General features: G+C 47.8%; 26 protein-coding genes, 2 tRNA genes and 2 pseudogenes. 3 read left to right on the top strand and 27 right to left on the bottom strand.

Going from position 1 to position 24,240, the window contains the following annotated elements:
- Positions 1 to 40: 40 nt before the first annotated feature.
- The 22 genes and pseudogenes from GWP40_RS13085 to rplU form a co-directional block, all read right to left on the bottom strand.
- On the bottom strand, positions 41 to 325 hold the full coding sequence (locus GWP40_RS13085; RefSeq protein WP_230974431.1) for a hypothetical protein: 285 nt from the start codon (positions 323 to 325) through the stop codon (positions 41 to 43).
- 61 nt (positions 326 to 386) lie between these two features.
- Entirely contained in the window at positions 387 to 650 is a 264-nt protein-coding gene (locus GWP40_RS13090) for an LptF/LptG family permease (protein WP_230974432.1), read from the bottom strand.
- A gap of 146 nt (positions 651 to 796) precedes the next feature.
- Positions 797 to 1,252, bottom strand: a complete 456-nt coding sequence (gene dut, locus GWP40_RS10905; protein ID WP_212565329.1) for a dUTP diphosphatase — start codon at positions 1,250 to 1,252, stop codon at positions 797 to 799.
- A 21-nt stretch (positions 1,253 to 1,273) separates the two neighbouring features.
- On the bottom strand, positions 1,274 to 3,376 hold the full coding sequence (pnp, locus tag GWP40_RS10910) for a polyribonucleotide nucleotidyltransferase (RefSeq protein ID WP_212565337.1): 2,103 nt from the start codon (positions 3,374 to 3,376) through the stop codon (positions 1,274 to 1,276).
- 165 nt (positions 3,377 to 3,541) lie between these two features.
- On the bottom strand, positions 3,542 to 3,811 hold the full coding sequence (gene rpsO, locus GWP40_RS10915; RefSeq protein WP_212565330.1) for a 30S ribosomal protein S15: 270 nt from the start codon (positions 3,809 to 3,811) through the stop codon (positions 3,542 to 3,544).
- Positions 3,812 to 3,899: 88 nt separating this feature from the next.
- Entirely contained in the window at positions 3,900 to 4,025 is a 126-nt protein-coding gene (locus GWP40_RS13305) for a hypothetical protein (protein ID WP_269140246.1), read from the bottom strand.
- Between the two features lie 37 nt (positions 4,026 to 4,062).
- Positions 4,063 to 4,644: an FAD synthetase family protein gene (locus GWP40_RS10920; RefSeq protein WP_230974433.1), complete on the bottom strand. Its 582-nt coding sequence runs from the start codon at positions 4,642 to 4,644 to the stop codon at positions 4,063 to 4,065.
- Between the two features lie 61 nt (positions 4,645 to 4,705).
- The gene (locus tag GWP40_RS13095; protein ID WP_230974434.1) at positions 4,706 to 5,347 is read right to left on the bottom strand and encodes a pseudouridine synthase family protein; all 642 of its coding nucleotides are present in this window, start codon (positions 5,345 to 5,347) and stop codon (positions 4,706 to 4,708) included.
- A gap of 5 nt (positions 5,348 to 5,352) precedes the next feature.
- Positions 5,353 to 5,901 carry a tRNA pseudouridine(55) synthase TruB gene (gene truB, locus GWP40_RS13100; RefSeq protein WP_230974435.1) on the bottom strand — a complete coding sequence of 183 codons (549 nt, stop codon included), beginning with the start codon at positions 5,899 to 5,901 and terminating at the stop codon, positions 5,353 to 5,355.
- The gene (rbfA, locus tag GWP40_RS10930; RefSeq protein WP_212565338.1) at positions 5,888 to 6,265 is read right to left on the bottom strand and encodes a 30S ribosome-binding factor RbfA; all 378 of its coding nucleotides are present in this window, start codon (positions 6,263 to 6,265) and stop codon (positions 5,888 to 5,890) included. The genes truB and rbfA overlap by 14 nt, the downstream gene beginning before the upstream one ends.
- Positions 6,262 to 8,972, bottom strand: a pseudogene (infB, locus tag GWP40_RS10935) (translation initiation factor IF-2). Before infB ends, rbfA begins: the two are co-directional and overlap by 4 nt.
- Positions 8,973 to 8,979: 7 nt before the next feature.
- Positions 8,980 to 10,442 (bottom strand): annotated as a pseudogene (gene nusA / locus GWP40_RS10945) (transcription termination factor NusA).
- A 9-nt stretch (positions 10,443 to 10,451) separates the two neighbouring features.
- Complete coding sequence (gene rimP, locus GWP40_RS10950) at positions 10,452 to 10,901, bottom strand: ribosome maturation factor RimP (protein ID WP_212565340.1); 450 nt, start codon at positions 10,899 to 10,901, stop codon at positions 10,452 to 10,454.
- 216 nt (positions 10,902 to 11,117) lie between these two features.
- Entirely contained in the window at positions 11,118 to 12,503 is a 1,386-nt protein-coding gene (locus GWP40_RS10955) for a HEAT repeat domain-containing protein (RefSeq protein WP_212565341.1), read from the bottom strand.
- Positions 12,504 to 12,647: 144 nt separating this feature from the next.
- Entirely contained in the window at positions 12,648 to 12,998 is a 351-nt protein-coding gene (rsfS, locus tag GWP40_RS10960; RefSeq protein ID WP_212565342.1) for a ribosome silencing factor, read from the bottom strand.
- A 21-nt stretch (positions 12,999 to 13,019) separates the two neighbouring features.
- Positions 13,020 to 14,204 (bottom strand): LCP family protein, encoded by a 1,185-nt coding sequence (locus GWP40_RS10965; protein WP_212565343.1) that lies wholly within the window; start codon positions 14,202 to 14,204, stop codon positions 13,020 to 13,022.
- On the bottom strand, positions 14,201 to 14,821 hold the full coding sequence (gene yqeK, locus GWP40_RS10970; RefSeq protein ID WP_212565344.1) for a bis(5'-nucleosyl)-tetraphosphatase (symmetrical) YqeK: 621 nt from the start codon (positions 14,819 to 14,821) through the stop codon (positions 14,201 to 14,203). Before yqeK ends, GWP40_RS10965 begins: the two co-directional genes overlap by 4 nt.
- The gene (gene nadD / locus GWP40_RS10975) at positions 14,814 to 15,404 is read right to left on the bottom strand and encodes a nicotinate (nicotinamide) nucleotide adenylyltransferase (RefSeq protein ID WP_212565345.1); all 591 of its coding nucleotides are present in this window, start codon (positions 15,402 to 15,404) and stop codon (positions 14,814 to 14,816) included. The genes yqeK and nadD overlap by 8 nt, the downstream gene beginning before the upstream one ends.
- Positions 15,401 to 16,675 (bottom strand): GTPase ObgE, encoded by a 1,275-nt coding sequence (obgE, locus tag GWP40_RS10980; RefSeq protein WP_212565346.1) that lies wholly within the window; start codon positions 16,673 to 16,675, stop codon positions 15,401 to 15,403. The genes nadD and obgE overlap by 4 nt, the downstream gene beginning before the upstream one ends.
- 124 nt (positions 16,676 to 16,799) lie before the next feature.
- Positions 16,800 to 17,051, bottom strand: a complete 252-nt coding sequence (rpmA, locus tag GWP40_RS10985; RefSeq protein WP_006187878.1) for a 50S ribosomal protein L27 — start codon at positions 17,049 to 17,051, stop codon at positions 16,800 to 16,802.
- Between the two features lie 34 nt (positions 17,052 to 17,085).
- A complete protein-coding gene (locus GWP40_RS10990; protein WP_212565347.1) occupies positions 17,086 to 17,427 on the bottom strand; it encodes a ribosomal-processing cysteine protease Prp in 342 nt (113 codons plus the stop codon).
- Positions 17,428 to 17,434: 7 nt separating this feature from the next.
- Positions 17,435 to 17,749 carry a 50S ribosomal protein L21 gene (rplU, locus tag GWP40_RS10995; protein WP_212565348.1) on the bottom strand — a complete coding sequence of 105 codons (315 nt, stop codon included), beginning with the start codon at positions 17,747 to 17,749 and terminating at the stop codon, positions 17,435 to 17,437.
- A 409-nt stretch (positions 17,750 to 18,158) separates the two neighbouring features.
- On the opposite strand from rplU, the gene GWP40_RS11000 reads away from it, so the two are divergent.
- Positions 18,159 to 18,677, top strand: coding sequence for an FKBP-type peptidyl-prolyl cis-trans isomerase (locus GWP40_RS11000; protein ID WP_212565349.1), 519 nt, complete (start codon positions 18,159 to 18,161; stop codon positions 18,675 to 18,677).
- Positions 18,678 to 18,689: 12 nt separating this feature from the next.
- Entirely contained in the window at positions 18,690 to 19,805 is a 1,116-nt protein-coding gene (locus tag GWP40_RS11005) for a Gx transporter family protein (protein ID WP_212565350.1), read from the top strand.
- A 56-nt stretch (positions 19,806 to 19,861) separates the two neighbouring features.
- Here the strand turns inward: GWP40_RS11005 and GWP40_RS11010 are convergent, their stop codons facing one another.
- From GWP40_RS11010 to eno, 3 genes are all read right to left on the bottom strand, one after another.
- Positions 19,862 to 21,019: a DUF8086 family protein gene (locus GWP40_RS11010; RefSeq protein ID WP_230974436.1), complete on the bottom strand. Its 1,158-nt coding sequence runs from the start codon at positions 21,017 to 21,019 to the stop codon at positions 19,862 to 19,864.
- A complete protein-coding gene (locus GWP40_RS11015) occupies positions 21,012 to 21,392 on the bottom strand; it encodes a RidA family protein (RefSeq protein WP_212565351.1) in 381 nt (126 codons plus the stop codon). The genes GWP40_RS11010 and GWP40_RS11015 overlap by 8 nt, the downstream gene beginning before the upstream one ends.
- Positions 21,393 to 21,579: 187 nt before the next feature.
- A complete protein-coding gene (gene eno / locus GWP40_RS11020) occupies positions 21,580 to 22,878 on the bottom strand; it encodes a phosphopyruvate hydratase (protein ID WP_212565352.1) in 1,299 nt (432 codons plus the stop codon).
- Between the two features lie 113 nt (positions 22,879 to 22,991).
- Here eno and GWP40_RS11025 point away from each other — a divergent pair, with 113 nt between their 5' ends.
- Positions 22,992 to 23,969: a GNAT family N-acetyltransferase gene (locus GWP40_RS11025; protein ID WP_212565353.1), complete on the top strand. Its 978-nt coding sequence runs from the start codon at positions 22,992 to 22,994 to the stop codon at positions 23,967 to 23,969.
- 36 nt (positions 23,970 to 24,005) lie between these two features.
- Here the strand turns inward: GWP40_RS11025 and GWP40_RS11030 are convergent.
- Together GWP40_RS11030 and GWP40_RS11035 are read right to left on the bottom strand one after the other, a co-directional pair.
- Positions 24,006 to 24,079, bottom strand: a tRNA-Arg gene (locus tag GWP40_RS11030).
- A gap of 65 nt (positions 24,080 to 24,144) precedes the next feature.
- Positions 24,145 to 24,216, bottom strand: a tRNA-His gene (locus GWP40_RS11035).
- Positions 24,217 to 24,240: the final 24 nt, after the last annotated feature.

Below are 24,240 nucleotides of genomic sequence, written 5' to 3' on the forward strand. Positions count from 1 at the left end.
CGCCATTTACCGCATCATATTTTTTTTTTATCAGAAGGATCTAAGATAAGAAGGTGCGGCAGCGCCATTTTTGTGACATCATCACGATTGACGGATCATCGGACTTTTCAATCTCGGCAGTCTGTGTGCCAAGTATACGGAATGCTTTATCCGCATTCTTATCAACAATCAAAAGATTATGAATTTTTCCATCCTGTATTAATCCCGTTACAACAACCGCATTACGATTGCGTTTTACGGAATAAGAAGAAAGCTCCAGCGCAGGGGTTGAGGTTGCAATATCCCAATAGACGCGCCTAAAATTAACGGCGCTGGCAGGCAGCAATACATCGTTGGTAAAAAGGAAACAATTGAAACCGCTAAACCGACCAATAACACCGGTAACATTAAAAGCGAGGCAGAATACCCAGTGCGTTCATGGAAAGAAATTCCAAATCACTGACAAAGCGACCGATCCCCATGAGCGTACCGATCAAGGCGGCAAAGGGAGCGGCATTCGCGATAACAGCAGGAAGCGAATAGAGCATCAGCAATGCGACATCTTTAAAAGGAGCTTGTTTTGAAAGGACATCTTCCGCCAGCAACAGAATATTATTAACAAAAAATATAAAGAATAAAAACAAAAAGCAGACAAAAAAGTACAGCAGCATCTCTTTGACAATATATAAAAAAGCTGCTTTTTTGTCTTATGCCTATCATCTTTTATACCGTTAATCACTGTTATAGGAACAGGGATGTCTCAAAAAAGTTGGTTACTTTTTCAACATCCTCATGCCCTAATCACCCTTATATCAATTTACGCAATGCCGGTAGAGCCATATCCGTTGCAGCCCCGTCCGGTTTTTGAAAGCTCATCGGTTTGTACAAAACTCACCTGAACCGCCTGCGCAACTACGGCTTGTGCAATCCTGTCGCCGTTTTGTACGGTAAAAGGTTCGCTGCCGAGGTTTACCAACAGCACGCACAGCTCTCCGCGGTAATCGGAATCAACCGTACCGGGAGTATTGAGCACCGTAATACCGTACTTGAGCGCAAGCCCCGACCGCGGACGCACTTGCAGTTCGTACCCCACAGGTAATTCAACAAACAGTCCCGTCGGGATGAGTTTACGCTCCATCGGGTTCAGCGTTACCGGCTCTGCAAGATACGCATGTAAATCCGCGCCTGCAGAACCGGGTGTTTGATATTCAGGCAGCAAGGCTCCTTCCTTGAGTACGGAAAAAACCCTTACCGCCCCATCAGCAATACTCACCGTTTTTCCTCAGTGAACGGCTTAATGGCTGCCGGTTTTTTCCTGCTCTTCACAGGCATCGATATACGAAAGATTTAAGCGGCCGAGCTTATCGATTTCCAATAGTTTGACGGGTACTTTTTGTCCTTCCTGCAGCACATCGGTAACTTTTTCAATGCGGCTGCGCGACAGCTTGGAAATATGACAGAGTCCTTCTTTACCGGGCAGAATTTCGATAAAGGCGCCGAAATCCTTGATGCACTTAACGGTACCTTCATAAATTCTGCCGACCTCAGGATCTTCCACAATGCCGGTAACCGCAGCCTTGGCACCGAGCGCAGACGAAGAATCCCGCCCGTAGATGGTAACCGTACCGTCGTTCTCGGTATTGATTGTTACATGGTATTGTTCGGACAGCGCCTTGATAATCTTTCCGCCCGGCCCAATGAGCGCTCCGATCTTATCAACCGGAATCTTGAGTGTTTCAATCCGCGGCGCATACTTGGACACTTGCTCGGAGGGTTTGGAAATAGTCTGATTCATAATGCCGAGAATATGGAGCCGGCCTTTTTTTGCCTGCTCAAGCGCTTTTTGCATAATCTCAGCGGAAACGCCGGCGATTTTAATATCCATCTGGAAGCCGGTGATGCCTTCTGCGGTACCGGCAACTTTAAAGTCCATATCGCCGAGGTGATCTTCTTCGCCCAGAATATCGGAGAGTACCGCAAAGCGGCTTCCATCGGTGATAAGCCCCATTGCAATACCCGCTACCGGTTTTTTCATCGGAACGCCGGCGTGCAGCAGCGAAAGCGTACCGCCGCACACGGTTGCCATTGACGAAGAACCGTTAGATTCCAGAATTTCGGAAACCACTCGGATGGTATACGGGAACGCTTCTCTGGACGGAATCATCGGCATCAAGGAGCGGTGCGCAAGGTGCCCGTGCCCGATTTCACGGCGTCCGGTTCCAAGCCGTCCCACTTCACCGACCGAATAGGGCGGGAAGTTATAATGCAGGATAAAATTCTCCCGCCGGTCGCCTTCGATATCGTCATACACTTGTTCGTCAAACACGGTACCGAGCGTAACAACGGCAAGCGACTGTGTTTCCCCGCGGGTAAACACCGCAGAACCGTGCGGCCGCGGCAACACTCCGATCTCGCAGGTAATAGGGCGGATATCTTCCAAGCCGCGCCCGTCAACCCGCAAACCTTTTTCCAGTATGTTTTCGCGCAAAATATGGTATTCCATGTCGTCGAATAAAGCGGCAAAGAGCTTCGCCTGTGTTTCATCGGCGAGCTGCTCCACATATTCTTCGGCGAGCGCCTTTCTGATAACATCGCAGGCTTCGCGGCGCTCTACCTTGCCCTTTGTATATAAGGCTTTGGAAAGTTCGGGGTAGGCCTTTGCGTAAATAGCATCTTTATTTGCAAGCGTTGCATTCACCGGTGCAAGCGGTAGTTTTTCCTTGCCGCACGCCGCGCGAAGCTCATTTTGCAGCGCACAGATCGCTTTGATAAATTCATGCGCTTTTTCCAAGGCCTTGAGCATAATCTCTTCCGACACCTCGTGAGCGCCGCCTTCTACCATCGTAATGCCTTCGGCAGTACCCGCGACAACGATTTCCATATCAGCCTTTTCAATCTGGCTGAACGTCGGATTTATTATAAACTCACCGTCGAGGTATGCCACGCGAGCGCCCGCAACCGGCCCGTTAAAGGGAATGTCAGAAATAACAACCGCAGCCGAACTTGCAATAACCGCTAAAATATCCGGCGGATTGATCATATCCGAGGAAATACAGGTCGGTACAATCTGAATTTCCCGTCCGAATGCTTTTTCAAACAACGGCCGCATCGGACGATCGATGAGCCGTGAAACTAAAATCTCTTTATCCTTAGGACGGCCTTCACGCTTGATAAAACCGCCCGGTATCTTCCCCGCTGCATAGTATTTTTCATTATAATCGACGGTTACCGGTACATAATCGAGTCCCTCAACTGCCGTAGATGACGCACACACCGTTGCCAACACTGCGGTTCCGCCGAATTGCGCATAAATAGCGCCGTTTGCCTGTTTTGCCAGATGGCCTGTCTCTAAAATTAACTCTTCATTTCCGATCTTATACGTTACTCTCTGTCTCATAATCTTTCCTTCTATATAATTACAATTCCTCAAATTACTTATAAAAAACGGCTACCTACCCGTTTCCGATAGGTAACCGTCTTATGCTGCTTAAATCAATAGCAAGCGCCTCTAAAATTCAAGTGAAATTTTAAAAAGCCCGTATATGCGTTAAGCAGCCTGATCTTACTTACGTAAGCCTAATTCCTTAATGAGGGCACGGTAGCCTTCGAGGTTGGTACGCTTGTAGTATTTCAGCAAGCGCCGACGCTGTCCTACCAATACCAAAAGTCCCCGCTGACTGCTCTTATCCTTTTTATTGATTTTGCAGTGCTCGGTGAGCTGGCGGATCCTATCGGTCAGCAAGGCAATCTGAACTCTGGTATTGCCCGTATCTTTTTCGTTTGCACCGAATTTCATAACAATCGATGCAGTGTTTTCTTTTGTAAGTGCCATTTCTTACTCCTTCCGTATAAATTCCAATTTATGTATCAATGTTCCTGCTGCAGCGGACGGAACCGGCGCTGGGGTCTCTTCGGAAACTTCAAAGCAAAGTATCCGTCACTTTCACCTGTACGGGAATAATCACCCCGACCGTAAATATGCGCAGGCTGAATACTGTCCGCTCTGTGGGAGAATCTGTGTTACCGCCGACTTTTCGATAGACCATACAGTGTTCTCTCTCCGCTGGACTATTTTTTCGACATCTAAGAAAAAAAAGGATACCCGAGAAGGTCTTTTGCAAGGGTAAAATCAGCTTGTTCAACGGCCTGCCGTATCGCGCTTGAGCTGATACGCACCTGCCGTGCCGAATAAAGCTGTTCAATGGAATCAAAACAAAAGCCCCTTTCACGAGCAAGGCGCTGTAAGTCCCCTACTCCCGTATCGTGGCGATACCCGCAGGTAAAATCACTGCCAACGGCAAGATATTTTATGCAGATAGTTTTTATTAGTATGTCAAAAAAAACAGCGCCTTTCATTCTAGCAAAATCAGCGGAAAAGTCAATCAGCACCGTAAAGCTAAATCCTTGCTCGGCAAATTTTTGCAGCCTCATTTCCAGTGTAGAAACATCGCCTGTATACATGTTGCCTGCCTTAACCGACCGAGGAGAGCGGAAAAAAGTGATGATTCCTGCGGGGATACCCTTACGCTGCGCAGCCTTCAACACCGCCGATAAGATACGCTCGTGCCCGCGGTGCGGCCCGTCAAACCCGCCTATCGAAATAGCGGAACCTTGCGGATATATGTTTTCTTCTTTTATTAAATCATCCCAATAGATAATCTTCATCACTCCAGCCTATCAGGGTAAACGTATCAGATTCTTTGTGATATACACCGCACGAATCAATTTACGCATCTGATGCGTTTACCCTGCCCCTGTTAAATACTATTTGATAATGAAACCGGTTGCCGTTTTTTGTGATCAAACCTGCGCAACGTCCTTCGTAAAACACTGCGATAGTTCCGCCGTCCGCAAGCGGCTGCGCACCGGTAAACCAGTGCCTACTGATGGGCTTCCCGTTCATAAATGCAGGATAATATTTTGCTTGAAGTTCCGCCGTCTGAAAATGTATAGCACGGCTAATCGCTTCGCTTAAAGGTAGCGCAGCTTGCCTTACCTCTTCTTCGGTAACCGAATACGATGCAGGCGGCGAATCCGGCACGTACGCTCCACACTGCCCTACCCTTCTATCATAGACGGATTTCGGCGCTGCGCGGGTTGAATCCGCATCTGCCGCATTCACCGCAGCGCTCCCGAACGGCTGCAGCGCCGAAAAGCCTGCCGCCTGTTCAAGGGTAAACGGCCCGACTGCCGTTCTTCGAAGCGCATAGACATACGCGGCAGAACCGCATCGATGGGCAATATCCCGCACCAATGAGCGGATATACGTCCCCTTGGAACAGCGCACGCACAGCACGGCGCCAAGGACTTTTTGAACTGCGACCGCTTCGGATTTTTCGGCGCCTAATCCTTTTTGAACCGTACTCAATGCGGCTACATTATCGCCGGAATGGTCGGCGCCTGTATCCGCACCGAAATTTTCAGCCCTCGTATCAGTGTCCGGGGCATAAAAACTTCTTCAATATCGATGCTATAGACGGTAACGGTTCGAGGCGGAACGGTTACCGCTTCTCCGCGCCGTATTCTATCGGAAAGTCGCTCCCCCGCCTGCTTTACCGCCGAATAAACAGGCGGCACTTGCTCGATGGTTCCGGTCAGCTGCTTGATTGCCGCAATAAAGTCGGCATACACCGGAAGCGGCTTTTCGGCGATGACGGTGCCTTCGGGGTCAAGCGTATCGGTTTCTTTTCCAAAATAGAACAGCACGCGGTAGGTTTTATCGAAATCCGTGATATACGGCACCAGTTTGGTTAATCTCCCCGAAAGCAATACGAGTAAACCGTCGGCAAAGCTGTCGAGCGTGCCGGTGTGCCCTACTTTCTTAGTGCCGAGCGCATGCTTTACCTGCCAGAGGGAGGTAAAACTGGTTATACCGGACGGTTTTGCAAAGGGGATAATAAATTGAGGTTCACTCTTGGGCATTGTTCCCGGAATCCGACGCGGCTTCTAAGGCTTCAAGCTTTTTTACCATATTAAAGCCTTCTTCGATGCTTTCGTCATAGATAAAAGTAAACTGAGGACACTGATGGATATGCAGTTTTTTTGCCAAGTTCGTGCGGATAAATCCCGCCGCGTTTTCCAATCCCCTGACACCCTGCTTTGTCTTGTGCGCATCCATAAAGCTGGAAACGTACACCTTTGCATACGCAAGATCGCCGGACACTTCCACCCTGTTTATCGAAAGAAAGTTGGAAACGCGCGGGTCTTTTATCTTTCCCGAAAAAATCAGCTGAGAAATTTCCTCGCGGATTTGCTCTGCGAGTTTATCCAAACGGAACTCACTCATTCGGCTGCTTCTCCGTGATCGCCGGTATGGGCTTCGGGCGCTTCATAATGCTGCGTATCCGCCAACTTGCGTGCCACCTCAACGGTTTCGATAATCTCAAGCTGGTCGCCGACCTTTATATCGTTGAAGTTCTCAAGCGCAATACCGCATTCGTAACCTGCAGCCACTTCTTTGACGTCATCCTTAAACCGGCGCAAGGACGCAAGCTTACCTGAGAACACCACAATACCGTCCCTGATAAGATGAACCGTACTGCTCCGTTTTACCGTACCTTCAAGCACGTAAGAACCGGCGATATTACCGACCTTAGGTACCTTAATGACGCTGCGGATTTCAGCCATACCGATAACGTTTTCTTTAATATCGGGACTGAGCATTCCTTCCATAGCCTGTTGAATTTCTTCAACGGCTTTATAGATAACGTTATACTTGCGGATATCGACTTTTTCCTGCTCTGCAAGCGCCTTTGCCTGTGATGTGGGGCGGACATTGAAGCCGATAATAATCGCATTGGAATCCGCTGCGGCAAGCATAACATCGGAGTCATTGATAGCGCCGGCAGAAGCATGGATAACATTCAAGCGTATTTCTTTGGTAGACAGCTTTTCAAGCGACTGCTTTAAGGCCTCTACCGAACCCTGCACATCACCTTTGATAATTACTTTGAGTTCAAGGACTTCGCCGTCGGTAATCGTTTCATACAGATTATCGAGCGTTACCTTCTTCACATTGCGAGAGTCTTCAAACCGCTTGAGCTCCTGCCGTTTTAACGAAATCTGACGAGCCATACGCTCAGATTCGGTTACTTGGAAAGGATCCCCTGCATTGGGCATTCCTTCAAGTCCTAAAATCTCTACCGGCATACTCGGTGTCGCTTCGTCAATCTTTTCGCCTTTGTCGTTAAAGATAGCGCGGACACGCCCCGAATACACACCTGCCACATAGGGATCGCCGGTATGGAGCGTTCCACGTTGTACGATAATCGTTGCGACAACACCGCGCCCGTGATCGATCTTTGATTCAATAACCTTTCCTTCCGCGCGGCAATCGTAATTTGCCTTTAACTCCAGCACTTCCGCCTGCAACAGAATTGCATCGAGCAGGTCGTCGATACCTTTTTTCTGCAAGGCTGAAATAGGAACGTATATCGTGTCTCCACCCCATTCTTCGGCAACAAGGCCGAGTTCACCAAGGCGGGTCTTTATCTTATCGGGGTTCGCTTCCGGTTTATCGACCTTATTGATTGCAACGATAATCGGAACCTTTGCATCCTTTGCGTGGTTCAGCGCTTCAATCGTCTGAGGCATAACGCCGTCATCGGCTGCGACTACCAACACGACGATATCGGTAACCTCAGCGCCACGCGCGCGCATCATCGTAAATGCCTCATGGCCGGGCGTATCGAGGAAGGTGATATTTCCCTTGGGGGTAGACACCATATAAGCGCCGATATGCTGAGTAATGCCGCCGAACTCCTGTGCAGTAACATTGGTACTGCGGATAGCGTCGAGTGTTTTGGTCTTACCGTGGTCTACATGTCCCATAATAGTAACAACCGGCGGCCGCGTCAGCAGCTCGGCATCTTCATCACTCACAGTCTCGATAATGGTTTCATCATAGAGGCTGACGATTTTAACATCGCATTCGTATTCCGAAGCAAGGATGGTTGCAGTGTCCGCATCAATGGACTGATTCATCGTTACCATCATGCCCATTTCCATTAGTTTGCCGATAAGTTCAGAGGCTTTAAGGTTCATCTTCCGAGCTAACTCCGCAACGGAAATGGATTCCATCATCTCGATGCTCTTAGGAACGGCGCTTACCTTTTCTTTAGCCTTCTTCTTTTGCTGCAGTAGCTTCTCTTCAAAGAATTCGCTCTCCTGATCCTTGCGTGAATAAGTCTTTTTGCCCTTAAACGCTTTTTTAGTATTCTGTTTGTTGGTTTCAAGCGGCATCGGGCTTGACATCGGCCGACCGCCGCCGCCTCTATTCTGTCCGCCTTGGAAACCGGGCTTATTGAAACCGCCTGTACGCGGTCTATCTGACGAATAGCCGCCCATGCGGCCTCCGCGATTGTTCTCACCGCGTCCATCTTGCTGCGTTCGCCCCTGTCCGCCTGCAAAACCGGACTTATGCCGATTCCCTTGGTTACCGAAACGGCTAACCGGTTTTGAGCCGCCCGCGAGATTCCCCGCGCGCCTATCAGGGCGTTTGCTGCTTAAATCCAGCGAACGGATTTGATTTTTATTATCCGATTGCGTCTGTTGAGTCTGAGATTGGGTTTCGGCACTCTCTCTCCGTATCGGTTTTCATGCCGGTTCTTATCATAGCGCTCTGTGCGTTCGCCGCTGTGCTTTTGTACACGTCGGTTTTCTTCATTCTGTGCATACCCTGAATTTTTTTCGTTCCGAAGCCTGCGCAGGATGCTCCGCCGTTTTTTCAGCTGAGCGGAATGATCCGTAGGAGTCGAAGATACAACAGGGCGCCGCTTCTGCTCACCGGCAGGTCGATTCCCTGCAGTGTTTGATGGGGCGGAATTCGACGCGGGATGCGCCACCGGCTTGAGCTTACGCTTTATGGTTCGTACCGGTCTCTGCTCTGCAGTTTGCTGTACCTGAGGCTGAGCTACCGGCGTCGAAGCCGGTTCAGGCCTTGCCTTTTTGAGAATAACTTTTTGTTCCTGAGTATTTTCGATACCTTCTGCCATACAACTCCTATTCTTCGTCCTCATATTCAAAACTTAAACCGACACCACAGCTAGGACAGACTGTCATATCGATCGTAATCGGCGCCCCACATTCGGGACATTCGTATACTTCTTCTTCCGCATCTTCAATAGGCGCAGACATTGTTTGATTTTCAGGCTGTGTTTCCTGCTCCGGCGCTTGATTTTCATCAACAATCTCAAATGCTTCGTTGATTAACGCCTCAAGAGTATTAACTTTTTCTTCCGACATACCGGGAAGCGCACAAAGTTCTTGATGCGGAGCATCCAAGAACTGCTCAACTGTTTCAATATGATTCTCATGCAAGAGCGCCAAAACATCGGGGTCAATCCCCTCAACTTCCGTCAGCAAAATAGCCTCATCATTGAACAGCTCTTCTGCCGCCTTACGAGTCTCGGCGTGAATATCCATCTCTTGGAACTGTTTTTCTGTTTTGACGTCGATACTCCAATCCGCCAGCCGGTTTGCCAACCGGACATTCAAGCCTTGCTTTCCAATGGCAATTGAAAGCTGACTCTCCGCAACAACGGCAAGCGCCGTACGCTTTTCCGTATCAAGAATAACAACATCTAATACCTCGGCGGGAGAGAGAGCATTGGCAATAAATACTGCCGGATCGCTTGAATACTCAAGCACATCGATTTTTTCTCCCTCCAACTCGGTAATAATCGTCTGAATACGAGCGCCTTTTGGACCGACACAGGCGCCGACGGGATCTACATCCTCCCTATGAGAGATAACAGCGACCTTTGTCCGGTAACCGGGTTCACGGACAATTTTGTACAATTCAACAATATTATCGTAAATTTCAGGAACCTCAAGCTCCATTAAACGGCGCACAAAATCGGGGTCGGTACGAGACAGGATAAGCTGTACGACATTCGATTGCCGGTGTTTTTTTACTTCCTTTATAAGCGCTTTTATTCTATCGTTCGGATGATATATTTCCTGAGGCAGCTGAAATTTCCGCGGCAAAAGACCTTCGACTTTTCCGAGATCGACATAAATATTATCGTTTTTCTTCCGTTGATAATAGCCGATGATAATCTCGCCCTCTTTCGCCTTATACTCGGAATAAATGCTGTCCTTTTGGATTTCTCTCGTGGATTGATGCACGCGCTGTACACCCGCTTGAATCGAACCGCGCTTAAAATCCTTAGGATCCAGCTCAAAAAGGAGTTCATCACCGAGTTCGCAGTCAGGAGCAAGTTTTGTTGCCTCTTCTATGTCTACCTCAAGCACGGGGTTCACAACATCATCAACGATCTTTTTTACGTGCATAGATATTTACTGCATCATCACCGATAATAACAACTGCATTCGCATCGGTTTTAAAAGGCTGTTTTGTATGCAGCTTTTAATGTTTGTTCAACAATTTTAAATGCAAGATCTTCATCCAGTTCTTTTTCTAACGCGAATTTACGGACGTCTTCAATTTTTACCCCAGCCATCACGACTCCTTAGATCTTATTCAATTTCGCTTTTTTTATATCCGCATACCGGATATTTCTTTGCCCGCCGGAACTATTTAAACAGAGACCCGTCGAATCCGCAGCCAGCAATTCTCCCTCAAGCCAATCGGGACAGGAAACTTCCAATACCTTTATATTTTCTCCAATAAAGGCTTGAAATTCCGCTGCATTTTTTATTACTCTGTTAAGCCCCGGAGAGCTTACTTCCATTTGAATATCCTGAGAATTGAGCAAAACCTCTGCACGCGATAATAACGCTCGATGTACCTTTGAGCAATCGTCAATTCCAACTCCATTTTTACTGTAGATAACGGCCTTTACCAGCCACATTGTTTTTTGATGAACAATCTGCAAATCAACCAATTTATATCCGAGACCGGTAACCAGTTGTTCATAATCGGTAAAATACGGAACGGTTTCTTTTTGCACATATTCCATTGCATCAACTCCCGTAAACAAAAAAAGAGCCGTTTGAACGACTCCTGCCTAGACTTATAAGGATAATAAAGTTCTTTATGGATAGTACCATAAAGAAAAAGTTTATGCAAGCCATAGGTTTCCGCCTGTATCGATGCCGGTAGCCAGTCAATCGGCTAAAACCAACGCTGCCAAGACATACCCTACGCCAAGGCAGCAAGCATAACGCCAAGCCCGTTATTCCAGCAATCGCCGGGCGCGGCGCTGTAGTGCACCCTGTTTTTCGTCTTGTGCGATAGCTTCTACTAAGGCGCGGGCGTCCGCGGAAGCATTTGTCTTAAACATATCAAGCCCGATGCTTTTGGTTAACACATCATCGCTCTGTAAAAAAGCTTTGCAAATTTCCGTCGTTGCAGTATTTTCGATTTTTGCAATTTCCTTACCGAATTCATACCGCAGTTTCTTTTGCTTGTTGTCCGTTACGGTTCCCAGCACCACCGTATCCAAATCAGCGGCAAGCGCCGTAGAATTGTGCTTTAACGCCGCGCTGAGGATTGTAATCCGTAATTTTTCGCTCTTTTTAGCATCGCGGAATGTTTCGGCAAGCCATGCATTACCTTCTGCCGTATTCAGCACAGCCAGCGTTTCTACCGCTGCAAACCGAACCGCATCCGTCGGGTCATACTTTGCGCGGTATAACACATACGGCGCTGCTTCCTGCATCTTTGTCTTTTGTACGGTTTTTAAAGCTTCGAGCCGAACCTTATAATAGCTGTCTTTAAATCCCTGTAAGATGAGCTTTCGTGTTTCGTCCGTATCAAAAGAAGCAGCGCCCCGTATTGCAGCTTCCCGCAGCTGCGGTTCCGGCTGTTCGAAAAATTCTGCCAGCAGAGGCACAATATCGGGGTTCCCCATTTGGGCAAGACCGGCAACAGCGCTGGAGCGGACGTAAATATTCTCGTTTTCATCCTGCGCCCGCTCAAGTAAAAACGCACGGGTATCTTCGCTATGCAGCTTTTCGAGCGCAGCCATAATCGTCTGTTTTAAAATAAGCTCCTGCTTTGCATCATCGATTGTCAAGCTATCAAAATAGTCTGCTAAAAAAGCGGCATCTTCATCGCCGCCGATTTCGCCTAATACGGAAACCGTTTCCGCGCCATACTCCGCCGTATCTTGAGTCAGCATTTTTTGCAGCGCTTCGTTTAAGGCGGGGGTAAGTTCCGGCTTTACCGCTGCAAGGTAAGACAGCACCGCCTTTACCAGTGTCCGCTGCTGGGCTTCATAATCTTCCAATACTGCAACCGCAGCTTCCGTCAATTGAGGATCTTCATATTTTTGGTACAGACCGAAAAGGCCTTCACGCACGGCAGGACTCTTTGTCTCCGTAAAAAGGCGGTTAAAATCGCTTTGCAGCGTTTCAAAATCCCGCTTATCTACCTTATTGACTACTTCAAGTATTTCCGATTCCAACCCGTACTGCAATGCTTGTTGGGCTTTTTCAATCTCATCAAGCTCTTGTTTTTTATCTTCCGTTGTCTTTGATGGAGCTGTATCCGCAGCTGCATATATCGGCGCTATGAGTACCGACAGCGCAACCGATATCGTAAAAATGAGTCTTTTCATCACAATACTCCTGCAATCATTATCGGAATTCCAAGATTTTACTTTTAAGAATCATCGATACTTTGGAAGTGCTGATTAAAGCAAGGAGCGCATTTAATCAGTGTTTCTCTATCATTACAAATTGCCCTTATTTTACATTACCCCTTACGCTAATAGATTGGGGCTGTCATACCACAAACGTTCAAGGTCGTAGAATTTTCGGGCGGTGGGGCTCATTAAATGCACAACGATGGAGCCGAAATCGAGCAGCTTCCATTCGTCGCCGTCGGGACTTTTTCTGATAGTCCGGTATTCCTCAATCTGCATCTCTTTTGCCGCTTCCATAATTTTGCCTTCAAGGCCGCCGGCTTGTTTACCGCTCGCTATAGTCGCGATCACAAAAAAGTCCGTCCAAATATGAGCCGACCGTAAATCGAGCACTACCACCGATTCCGCTTTAAGATCGCGCAAAATCGTTCCGAATGTTAATGCAGCCTGTTCAAAATTAACTTCCATAATATTTTCTTATCCTCTTCTCTATTTTTTTTGCCGTACCGAATAGCCGTTAAAATCTTTACCGAGTATCAACGTAAAGTCGACATTCGTTTCGCTGCCGGAATGATCGTCGCCGATTTGGGCGGATTCGATATTTTCGCAACGGACAACCTGCCCGACAATCTTTGCCACCGCCTCGTTCCCGATTCTATCGATTAGAACAGTATGCTCAACTCCCGTTTGCGCCGCATTCCCGACACGGATAACATCATACCCAAAACTCTGATACAGCTCGGAGGCAGTCCGCGCAAGCCCGTTTACATCGGTTCCGTTTAAAACTTCCAGCGCATAAACCCGCTCTAACGTGGTACCCTCTTTTGAAGCAAGTGCCGCAAGCGTCTGTCCGATAATTTCCTTTATCTGCTGACCGTCACGGAACGGAAAGAGCAATTCTTTTGAATCGACGATACGCACGGCGCCGGTTAAACGCTGAGGAACCAATCGCTCCGAATCGATTTTGCAGAGATATTCCAAAAGTTGCTTTAAATTTCCGCCGGTAACATTGCCGTGCAGCAACGGGCTGAACACTTTAAACTGTTCTTTTTCGAGCATTTCGGGATGTTCATATAAACTGCGGAGAAAGGCCAATACCGCTTTTTGCTTACGGGTTACCGCTTCGTCCTCGGCATCCGCCTCATCTTCATACAATAGATAGTCGCGAACCTTATCGCCGTCCAACAGCACCGAACCGGAGGGGAGCAAAATCTTTCCGTATTGCTCTGAATCGATATCTACCGAAGAAGGGATAAAAACCGAAATGCCGCCGAGCAAGTCGGTTAAATGCATAAAGTCGGTCAGCGAACATACGATATAGAACGGGATTTCAACACCGGTCAGTTTTTCAATTTCGTCTTTATAAACAGCAGCGCCTTTTTCCGTATAAAGCGAGCCGATGCCGCCGGTACGTCCAAGCTGAGGTAAAATCAACCCGATATTCGCAGGAATATCGAACATTGCTGCGCGCCGCGTTTGCGAATAGTGAGCGATAACATTCGTAGAAATAGGGACATTATCATTTTCAATGACAAACAGCACCTTGAGCACATTATCCTCGGAAAGGGACGTGCTGATAGGGTCGACATTGAGATTCCGTGCCACAATCACCCCCGAAGGAATGAGCATCGCTAAGATGAGCAATAAAAAGATGATGTTTTTTCCCTCTTTCAATTTCCTTCCTCCCGATGGGGTATTTTCGTCTCTCTTTCTTTTAAAAACCGATATGTTTTATAGGTACACGCCTGCACTGTTTGTCCTTTTGACTCCACAAAACCGATAACCTCTTTCAGCACTTCAAGAAAAAGCTCATCAAGGGTCAGCCGTGCAACCTTTTCCCGTAAGTAATCGCAATTTTTCCGGCCGGGTTCAATTTTATCCGCAATATAGATAATCCGCCCCAGCACATCAAACTTTGTAGAAGCGGAGGTGTGATAGCGTACCGCATTTAAAAGCGATTTTTTATGAATACCGTAATGCTCCTGCAATAAAACCGCCGCTGCCCGCCCATGCAATAACTCGGAATTTGCCGTTTCGTCAGGGGTAACCGGTTGCCCGTCCGTCCGTACCGTGCGGAGTAAAAAACCGATAGGTTTTTCTTTGCACATATCGTGGGAAATACCGGCAAGATAGCAGAGCCGCTGCAACCTGTGTCCGTACCCGTACCGGCGGGCAAGTTCTTCCGCATAAGAGGCAACCCTGCATGAATGTTCATAGCGGTAATCGGAAAGATTGGCTCGTGCATATCTATCCAGCGCTGTGATGAATTTTTCAATACGGATATCATTCATAGAGTTTATGTTCTTTAATATACGAGTATACGGCTGAAGGTACAAGATAGCGCCAGCTCTTTTTTTCTTGTATGGCCGCCCGTATTCCGCTTGAAGACACCGGCAGCAGGGCATTATCTACCCTTAAATGAGGAACCGTACCCGCGGTGTCGGCTTGTTCCGTAGAATACCGGTCTATAATGCGGTTTCCTACCATTATATTGGCATAATCGGGTATGCGCTCCGCTTCATGCCAGCCGCTAAAGCCTTCCAGTAAATCATCACCGATAATCAACCCGATTTTTCCTTTGCACTGCGGAAATTTTTTCTTTAGAAACTTCAACGTATCGATGGTATACGAAACACCTTGCCGCTCAATCTCGCAGGGTTCGCAGTAAAAGGCAGGATTATCGGCGATTGCGAGTTTGACCATCGCGAGTCTGTCTTCGGCGGTACAGCCGGAATGCCCGTCTTTAAAGGGAGATAAGAAGGCGGGGACAAAGGCTACGGTGTCGTACCCGTAACGGAGGGCAACCGCATCGGCAAGCATTAAATGGCCGATATGAATAGGATTGTAAGATCCGCCCAATACGGCGAGCCTCATTTTTTACCCTTCCGCTTGCGGCTTAAACTCACCGTTGCGCCGAAACCTTCTTGCTGCACGTAAACGGGCGCTTCCAGCTCCGCATACATAAAGTTGTTGTCCGCCGCAGCCGTACCTGCCCATAAACCTTGGGCGGTAACATCATCGCCTAAATCGACACCGGATGCCGTGCCGACTGGAGTGTTGCCGAATGCGCCGCCGTATACAGCTCCGCCGGATGGAACAGTACCGGATATTCTCTCCGCCGCTGCTTCGGAACTCTTGCCTGCATCTGCAACGGCAAGCTCTTCTACCAGCGCCGCAAACGCATCGCGGACTTCGTCCAATCCCCAGCGGTTAAACACCGAAATACCGAGTACGGGCACATCGGAAAGTTTTTCCCGCAGGGTTTTGAGCCGTTCTTTTGTTCCCTCAAGGTCGAGCTTGGTTGCGATAACAATCCGTTTTTTTGCAGCCAATTCTTCCGAATAGGCTGCAAGCTCTCCGCAGAGGGTATCATACGCGGTTAAGTAGTTTTCATCGGAAAGGTCGATCAAAAAGGCCAACCCCGCCGTCCGCGAAATATGCTTTAAAAAGCGAATACCGAGTCCGATCCCCTCCGAAGCGCCCTCCAATATCCCCGGTATATCCGCGATGATAATATCTTGTTCCTCATCGATACGGAGTACGCCGAGGTTCGGTATTTTGGTAGTAAACGGATAGGGCGCAATCTTAGGGCGGGCATTGGTAAAGTAATCCAACAGAGAGGACTTACCGGCATTAGGAAAGCCGACAAGTCCGATATCGGCGATGATATTCAACTCAATTTTAAGCCGTCGGGTCTTGCCCTCCTGCCCCGGCAAAGCGGTGCGCGGCGCTTGATTGGTGGAGGTTTTAAAATGACAATTCCCCCAGCCGCCGTTACCGCCGGTCAAGAAAGGGATAAGCCCCTCAGTCCGGTCGCCGAAATCGTAGACAAGCTCATCGGTATCGGCATCTTTAATAATACAGCCCGGCGGGAGCGGAATAATACAGTCGGCGCCCTTTGCACCGAATCGTTTTGAACCTTGCCCATCCAAGCCGTTTTTTGCCCGGAATACACGCTTATGGCGTAAATGCACAAGCGTGCGCATATTCCGCTTAATCTCAAACAGCACATCGCCGCCGCGCCCGCCGTCGCCGCCTGCCGGGCCGCCTTTAGGTACGTATTTTTCCCGCCGGAACGCAATACAGCCGTTTCCGCCCTTTCCCGATGAAACTTCGATTAAAGCTTCATCCGCAAATTGAATCATCGCCTTGTTTCCTTCTCGAAAAAAAAGCCGGCATGAGAGCCGGCTTACAACAGAGCAGCTCTAAAAACTCGGTTAGATTTTTAGAGTTGCCAATATCATTGCGGAATTAACCGCTCGTCCATCCCTACGCTTGCGTTACAGATGCTAAATGTCTGCCATTGCGGTGATGATACACAACCGTACCGTCTACAGTTGCAAATAAGGTATCATCCTTGCCGCGGCCGACATTATCGCCCGGATGGATAGGAGTTCCGCGCTGACGTACTAAAATAGAACCGGCTTTTACCGTCTGCCCGCCGTATACCTTAACGCCCAAATATTTCGGGTTTGAATCTCGTCCGTTTTTTGCACCGCTTCCGCCTCGTTTCCGTGCCATAGTAGCCTCCTCATATTAGGGTATGACTTAAAAGTCAGTTACCTTTTCGCCATCCCCGCTGTATCTTTTTGCATTGAACCGCTTGCGGATATTCTTCCTGTAAAGAAGTTATCCCAAGCCATAAAAATTCCGCTGCATACCGTAATTTTTCGCTTTGCGTTTCGTCATAGCTGAGTACCCGAAAGGAAAGCGAACCGCGCTGTTCCGCACTGACATCAGCTTGCACGGAACCGAGCGCTTGTACAGTCGTCCTTAAAAGGATCGTTACGGCTGCACACACAATATCATGTCCTTTAATGCCGCTATTCGCATGGCCGGAAGCTTCAACGGAAAGGAGATGTCCCTTTTCATCAAGCTCCAAAAGGACTTGTATCATTCCGCGCTTACACCCCGGTAATCGAATTAACCGTTAAATAGGTGTAGTGCTGGCGATGCCCGATTGTGCGGTGATAGTCTTTCTTGCTCTTGTACTTGTATACAATCACTTTCTTATCACGCATACTCTCTTCAACCGTTGCCGAAATTTTCGCGCCCGCAACGTAGGGAGCTCCAACAGACACTTTACCGTCATTGTTAACCAGCAAAACGGTATCGATATCGATAGCCGTTCCCTTTGGTTCATTGATCTTATCTACCAGAATCTTGGAACCTTGTTCAGCCTTATACTGTTTGCCTTTATATTCAAAAAGTGCGTACATAAAAACCTCTGTTTACATTTCCACGGAAGCATCTATCATTAAAAGGATAAATAGTTCCGCTTATTTTATATGGGCAGCTCTAAAAACTTGGTTAGATTTTTTAGAGCTGCCCGACGAGTTTTTAGATAAGTCTTTTTATTTATTGATATGACTTATCTAAAAACATCGCAAAAGGATTTAAGGAAAATCTTTAAAAACTGAAGTTTTTAAAGATTCCCAATATTTTTGTATGATGATATATGAACGGGTGCATATCATCAAAACTAAACGGTTGATTTCGAAATATAGCATAAACGGTCTACAGAGGTCAAGGGTGCGAAAAGAAGTACAAAATTTCGCACAAAAAGAAGCCCCCCGCATTTGAACTTTTGCCTTGCCCGAAAGTAGGAAAATCGGTATCATAGTCAGCATGAAAATTGCAGATGATTGTTTGGTTACACTTGAGTATACCTTAAAGGATGATGATCAAAAGGTTTTAGATTCATCGGAACAGATGGGACCGCTAGACTATGTTCACGGTTATCGGCAGCTTATTCCCGGCTTGGAAAAAGCGCTTGAAGGGCGAGAAGCCGGAGAAAGCTTTTCGCTTACGGTAGCGCCTCAGCAAGCTTACGGCGAAATCGATCCGCGCGCCGTCTTTGAGGTAAGCCGTGCACAGTTTCCGCCCGACACACAGCTGGAAGTCGGCATGGAGTTTGAAACAAGCGGTCACCATGTGGTAATAACCGGTATTGACGGCGATATTATCACGCTGGATGCCAACCATCCGCTTGCCGGAAAGACCTTACACTTTGATATAAAGGTTGCCGGTGTACGAGATGCTACCCCCGAAGAGCTTGAAGAAGTTCAACAATCCTTCGCAGGCGGATGCGGAAGCAGCTGCGGTACAGGTGAAGGCGGCTGCGGCGGGTGTTCAGGCTGCCATTAAGCCGGTTGTACTATGAATAAAAAACAGGATGCGTTGGTACCGGTTTTCGGCGCCTTGTGCTTTTTCCTTTCGGCTATTGAGTTTGTTATTCCCAAGCCGCTGCCGTTTTTGCGGATAGGACTTGCAAATGTTCCGCTGATGCTGGCGCTTGATGTACTGTCGTTTCCGGCGTTTTTATTGCTGACGGCAATAAAAATTCTCGGACAAGCTTTTATCAGCGGAACGCTCTTTTCTTATCTTATCCTGTTTTCGGCAGCAGGAACAATCGGTTCCGCACTTGTGATGTACGCCTTACATAAGATTCCACGTAAGGTGCTATCGCTCGCCGGAATCAGTATGGCAGGGGCTTTTGTATCGAACTGCATACAACTTTTTATCGGTCGTTTCTGTATCTTCGGAGAAGGGATTCTCTATATGATACCGCCGTTTCTCTTTATCGGTGCGGTAACGTCCTTGATCCTCGGTATTTTTTGCGAAACCTTTGAAGCGGAATCCGAATGGTATGCTCATGTACGGGACGCCGATTCTCCGCTATACGTGCAGTTGCCTGACAATACGAACCCTGCCGCTTATCCGTGGATCCGGCTGATAACCGGCTTTACCTTGCTAATTGCACTCTTATTTATACCGGGCTTACCGGCAAAGGCAGTCATTTTTTTCGCCGGCTTTTTACTTTGCCTTGCGGAAAAACAAAAAATATATTGGATACCGCTCTGTATTTCAACGGTGGGTATTATCATCTGCCATCTTTTTATTCCGGTGGGGAGAGAGCTTTTCTCGATTGGAAGGTTCTCTCTTACAAGCGGAGCATTGCTGAACGGTTCGGAAAAAGCCGTTATTCTGCAAGCGATGATCTTTCTTTCACGATGGACACTGCAGGTGCGTATCCGATTTCCGGGGACGCTTGGCGTCGTACTTGACGAATCCCTTTACATATTTAAACAGTTGCTTGAGTTTAAAGACAGGATACGCCCCCGCCATCTTATCACAAGCATCGACGAGCTGCTGCTCAGCCTTCCCTTTATTATCAACAACCCCGAGGCAAAACATAGAGGGATTAAAGCCTTACACAAATCAGACAGCCGAAAGGATGATACCTCGGAACACATCTCTGGAAACGCTGATTAAAGCGATGAACGCATTTAATCCGGCGCGCCCAGAGGATGTCTCCGCATATTTTTTGGTTATAAGCCTAATTCACCCAGCTCGGCGGTAAAGATGCCTGTGCGTCCGACTTCGTAGAATACCGATTCTTCCCAAGCGACGGTAATCTCCGTAGCCGAGATAGAAAACGCGGTATAGATAAAGTTTTCCGGCAAAGACGGTAAATGCAGTTTCTGTATGCTGTTATCGCCGGTATTAAGCAGCAACGTCCCATTAGGTAATAGGATTGCGGCATTCTGCTTACCGTCTCTTTGGGGATACTGAACTGCATAAACGGTTACCGGTACCCGCTCTTCCATAGTATCGTTTGTTTGATCCCGTGCAGGTTTAAAGAAAATCGTACTATCCGACGCACCTTCGGTGAATACTTTCAAGTACAAATCCCTATCACTTTCGATTATGTCCGCCAATTCTTTGAGCATATCAGGCATCCGGTTGTAAAGCGGCGGTTCGCAGGCTGCTCTAAATTCTTCTGCAGATAGTTGTTTGATATGGTTATAGGCATCATTCTGCATAAAGACGGCAAAATTGCTGCATTTTACATACGAGAAGGAAATATCCGCTCCGCTATCAGCCTTAAAACTTGCATACCATTGCCCGCCTACCTGCTCAAGCGATTTACACTGCGCTTCCTTAGGTAAATGCAGATTTGTTACATCGGCTACGGGCGTATAGACTTTGCATTCAGGGTCAGTACGTAACAAGAAGTGCGTATTTTCTGATGTGCCGCGCGATGAAAAGATCGAATTTTGATAGATACGGATAAAATACTGTCCGTCCACTGTATACAGATCCCCCGCGGTGGCGTGTGAAAAAAGCTCATGCCCAAGAGAAAGCGATGCGCCTGCTTGTAAGGAGTGAATCGGATACAGCCCGCACTTATTGATTAAAAAGACGGTATCCCCCTGATTTAAACCGAAATCGGCAACGCGAACCGCCTCCGTCCACGGTTTAAACGCCGCAGCAGGTATTTCGGAAACAGCATCGGCATTTTTTAATTGCACAGAACCGTTGCCGTCAACGGAAAAATATTTCCAATGATTGACAGACGGCTCTTCAACCGGCACCGCCGATGCGCTTTCTTGCGCTGGGGGGACTTCGGTTTCCGTCTTTTGTTTTGTACAAGCGGAAAAAACAAGCGCTGCTGCAAGCGGCAGCGCCAACATCGACTTACGCAAGAGCGATTGCCTCAATTTCGACCAGTCCGTCTTTCGGCAGGCGGGCAACTTCTACAGCGGAGCGCCCCGGATAGTTTCCGGTACCGAATACCTCGCTGTACACTTTGTTCATTTCCGCAAAATTGTTCATATCGCTTAAAAACACGGTTGTTTTAAGCACCTTATCCAAACTGCTGCCGCCGGCTTCGAGCACCGCTTTCAGGTTCATCAGCGATTGACGGGTTTGTTCGGCAATACCGCCCGGAACAAAAGCGCCCGTAGCGGGATCAATCGGCAGCTGACCGGAGGTGAAAATCAAGCCGTTTGCGGCTGTTCCCTGTGAGTACGGTCCGATTGCGGCCGGCGCCTTATCTGTTGCAATAATCTGTTTCATAAATAAATCCTCCTATAAATCAATTAGTAATTGGTAATTTGTAATGGGTAATTACTATCATTTTTAATTATGAATATATAATTAAAAATATTAAATCAGCATGCGGACATCGGACTCGTTTTTCATTTAGAAAAAGAACTTCCGAATATCCGCTTGGAACTGCTTAGAAATATCCGCCTATAACTGCTTAAAACCCGTAGCGTGCGAAGGTTGCGGCGCCTGCATAGCGGGCTTGGCAGCCGAGTTCTTCTTCGATGCGAATCAGCTGATTGTACTTTGCAATACGGTCGCTGCGGCTCATCGAACCGGTTTTGATTTGTCCCGCTTCTACGGCAACGGCGAGGTCGGCGATAAACGCATCCTCGGTTTCACCTGAGCGGTGGGAGATAACGGCAGTGTACCCCGCATTCTGCGCCATGCGTACCGCATCGATGGTTTCGGTAACCGTACCGATCTGATTGAGCTTAATCAGAATGGAGTTACAGGCCTTTTCTTTAATACCGCGCTGCAGCCGTTCGGTGTTGGTAACAAAGAAGTCGTCGCCGACAATCTGAATTTTGCTGCCGAGTTCTTTGGTCAGGCGGGCATAGCCTTCCCAATCATTTTGATCGAGCGGGTCTTCGATAGAAACAATCGGATAGGTGTTAATCCACTTTTTGTAGATTTCGATCATCTCATCCGCAGTGAACAGCTTGTCGGGATTGGACTTCCAGAATTTATAGCCCTTGCGTCCGCCTTCATCGAACAATTCGGAAGAAGCGCAGTCAAGCGCGATGGCAATATCGGTGCGCGGCTTGTAACCTGCCTTATTGATTGCCTTCATAATATATTCCAACGCTGCTTCGTTATCGATATCCGGAGCAAAACCTCCTTCATCGCCGACGGAGGTTGCCTTGCCGTCCGCCTTTAAAAGGCTCTTTAACGCATGGAACACTTCCGCAGTCATGCGCACAGCTTCGTGTATAGACTCGGCGCCGATCGGCATCACCATGTATTCCTGAAAGTCGATTTTGTTGTCGGAATGCTTGCCGCCGTTGATAATGTTTGCCATCGGTACCGGCATTTGCAGCGTATGTGCGCCGCCCAAGTAGCGGTACAGCGGTAAACCGACATAGTCGGCGGCAGCGCGTGCAACCGCCATAGAAACACCGAGCATCGCATTAGCGCCGAGTTTCGATTTGTTCGGTGTGCCATCCAGATTGAGCATAGTCTGATCGATTTCAGCCTGCTCCAAGGCATCCATTCCTTCAAGCTCTTCTGCAATAACGGTATTCACATTATCGACAGCCTTTAACACACCCTTGCCGCCGTAGCGTTTCGCATCACCGTCGCGCATCTCAAGCGCTTCAAACTCTCCGGTAGATGCTCCCGACGGAACACAGGCGCGGCCGAAACTGCCGTCGCTCAACGCAACATCAACTTCAACGGTAGGATTTCCGCGGGAATCGAGAATCTCACGTCCTTCAATATACACAATATCGCTCATATACGACCTCCCATCTTTCAGAGGGAACTTCTAAAAAGCTAACCGAGTTTTTAGAGATGCCCTAGAGATAATTCATTACATATTACACTTATTTTATGATATAATCAAATGGTATGACATTTATTTTATCACCTGAAATAATCGATGACATTATATTTGCGATGGAAAATCAAACGGAAATTCTTTTATTCGATGCGCTTGAAGGTATCTGTGTCGACATGGATGAGATTGACGATGATTATGAGACGACTATCGATGATCAACGTTATTATGATCTCCCTGAATGGACTTCTGCCCAAGGCTTCCGTGTAATGGAACAGTTTACGACGCGGGTACACAACCCTCTGCTGAGAGAAGCGCTGCTGAATGCCCTCGGTCAGCGGAAAGGAGTGTTCCGCCGGTATAAAGAAGTGCTAAAAACCGCACCTACCGTCGAGCGCGAATGGTACCGCTTCAAGGATCAGCAAATGAAAGCTGCCGTTTACGAATGGTACAATGAACTCAGGATGATCTGGGGGTTGGAAAAAATCGGTTTTGAAGATGAAACAGACCCTCAACTTTTACAGGAAGATTTTATATTTCAAATTGAAAAACACGATGCATTGAATCGCGAACTTTTGCAAAATTTTATCCGTAAAACGGAAGAAACTTCCGACGACGGCGATAAGATACTATCCTTTGATGATTTCGATGAAAGGGCGGCCTTTGAGGCGGCTAGGATGCTCGGGTACACATCATTTTTTGACGCAAATGTATGCGCCGCCGCTGAACAAAAGCACGGCACAACTCAGCATAATGCCGCATATATCACTGCGTCGAACGAGAATGGACTGTGTGGGGTGTGCTCCATCGTTGCATTTCCATTTAATGAAAGTTTTTGTATTCCGTTCTTACGGGTATTGCCTGAGTATCGGGGGCTTGGACTCGGCAAGGCGCTTTTACAGCGTGCCTGCGTCTACAGCGCACCCTTAGCTGCTACGCTGTTATTTGCCGACTTTTGCACGCCGTCCCATTTTATTACGGAACTTGAACGGAACGGATTTAAGCGGATGGGACTGTTGTATGTAAAAGATTTGTCTATTGAAGAGTAACAGGAATTGTTTAAAAAAAGTGAATAGGTAAAAAAATGCGCCCGACACGGCTCGAACGTGCGACCTACGGATTCGAAGTCCGTTGCTCTATCCAGCTGAGCTACAGGCGCATTTTCCGTTATGCCCAAAACAGACTAATGTATAAACATCTGCCCATTGAGCACAAACGTAAAAGGGTGGGTGATGGGGTTCGAACCCACGACAACCAGATCCACAATCTGGCGCTCTACCACTGAACTACACCCACCGTGAATGCCAAGGATGATGCCAG

Source organism: Treponema vincentii (assembly GCF_018336815.1).
GTDB lineage: Bacteria > Spirochaetota > Spirochaetia > Treponematales > Treponemataceae > Treponema.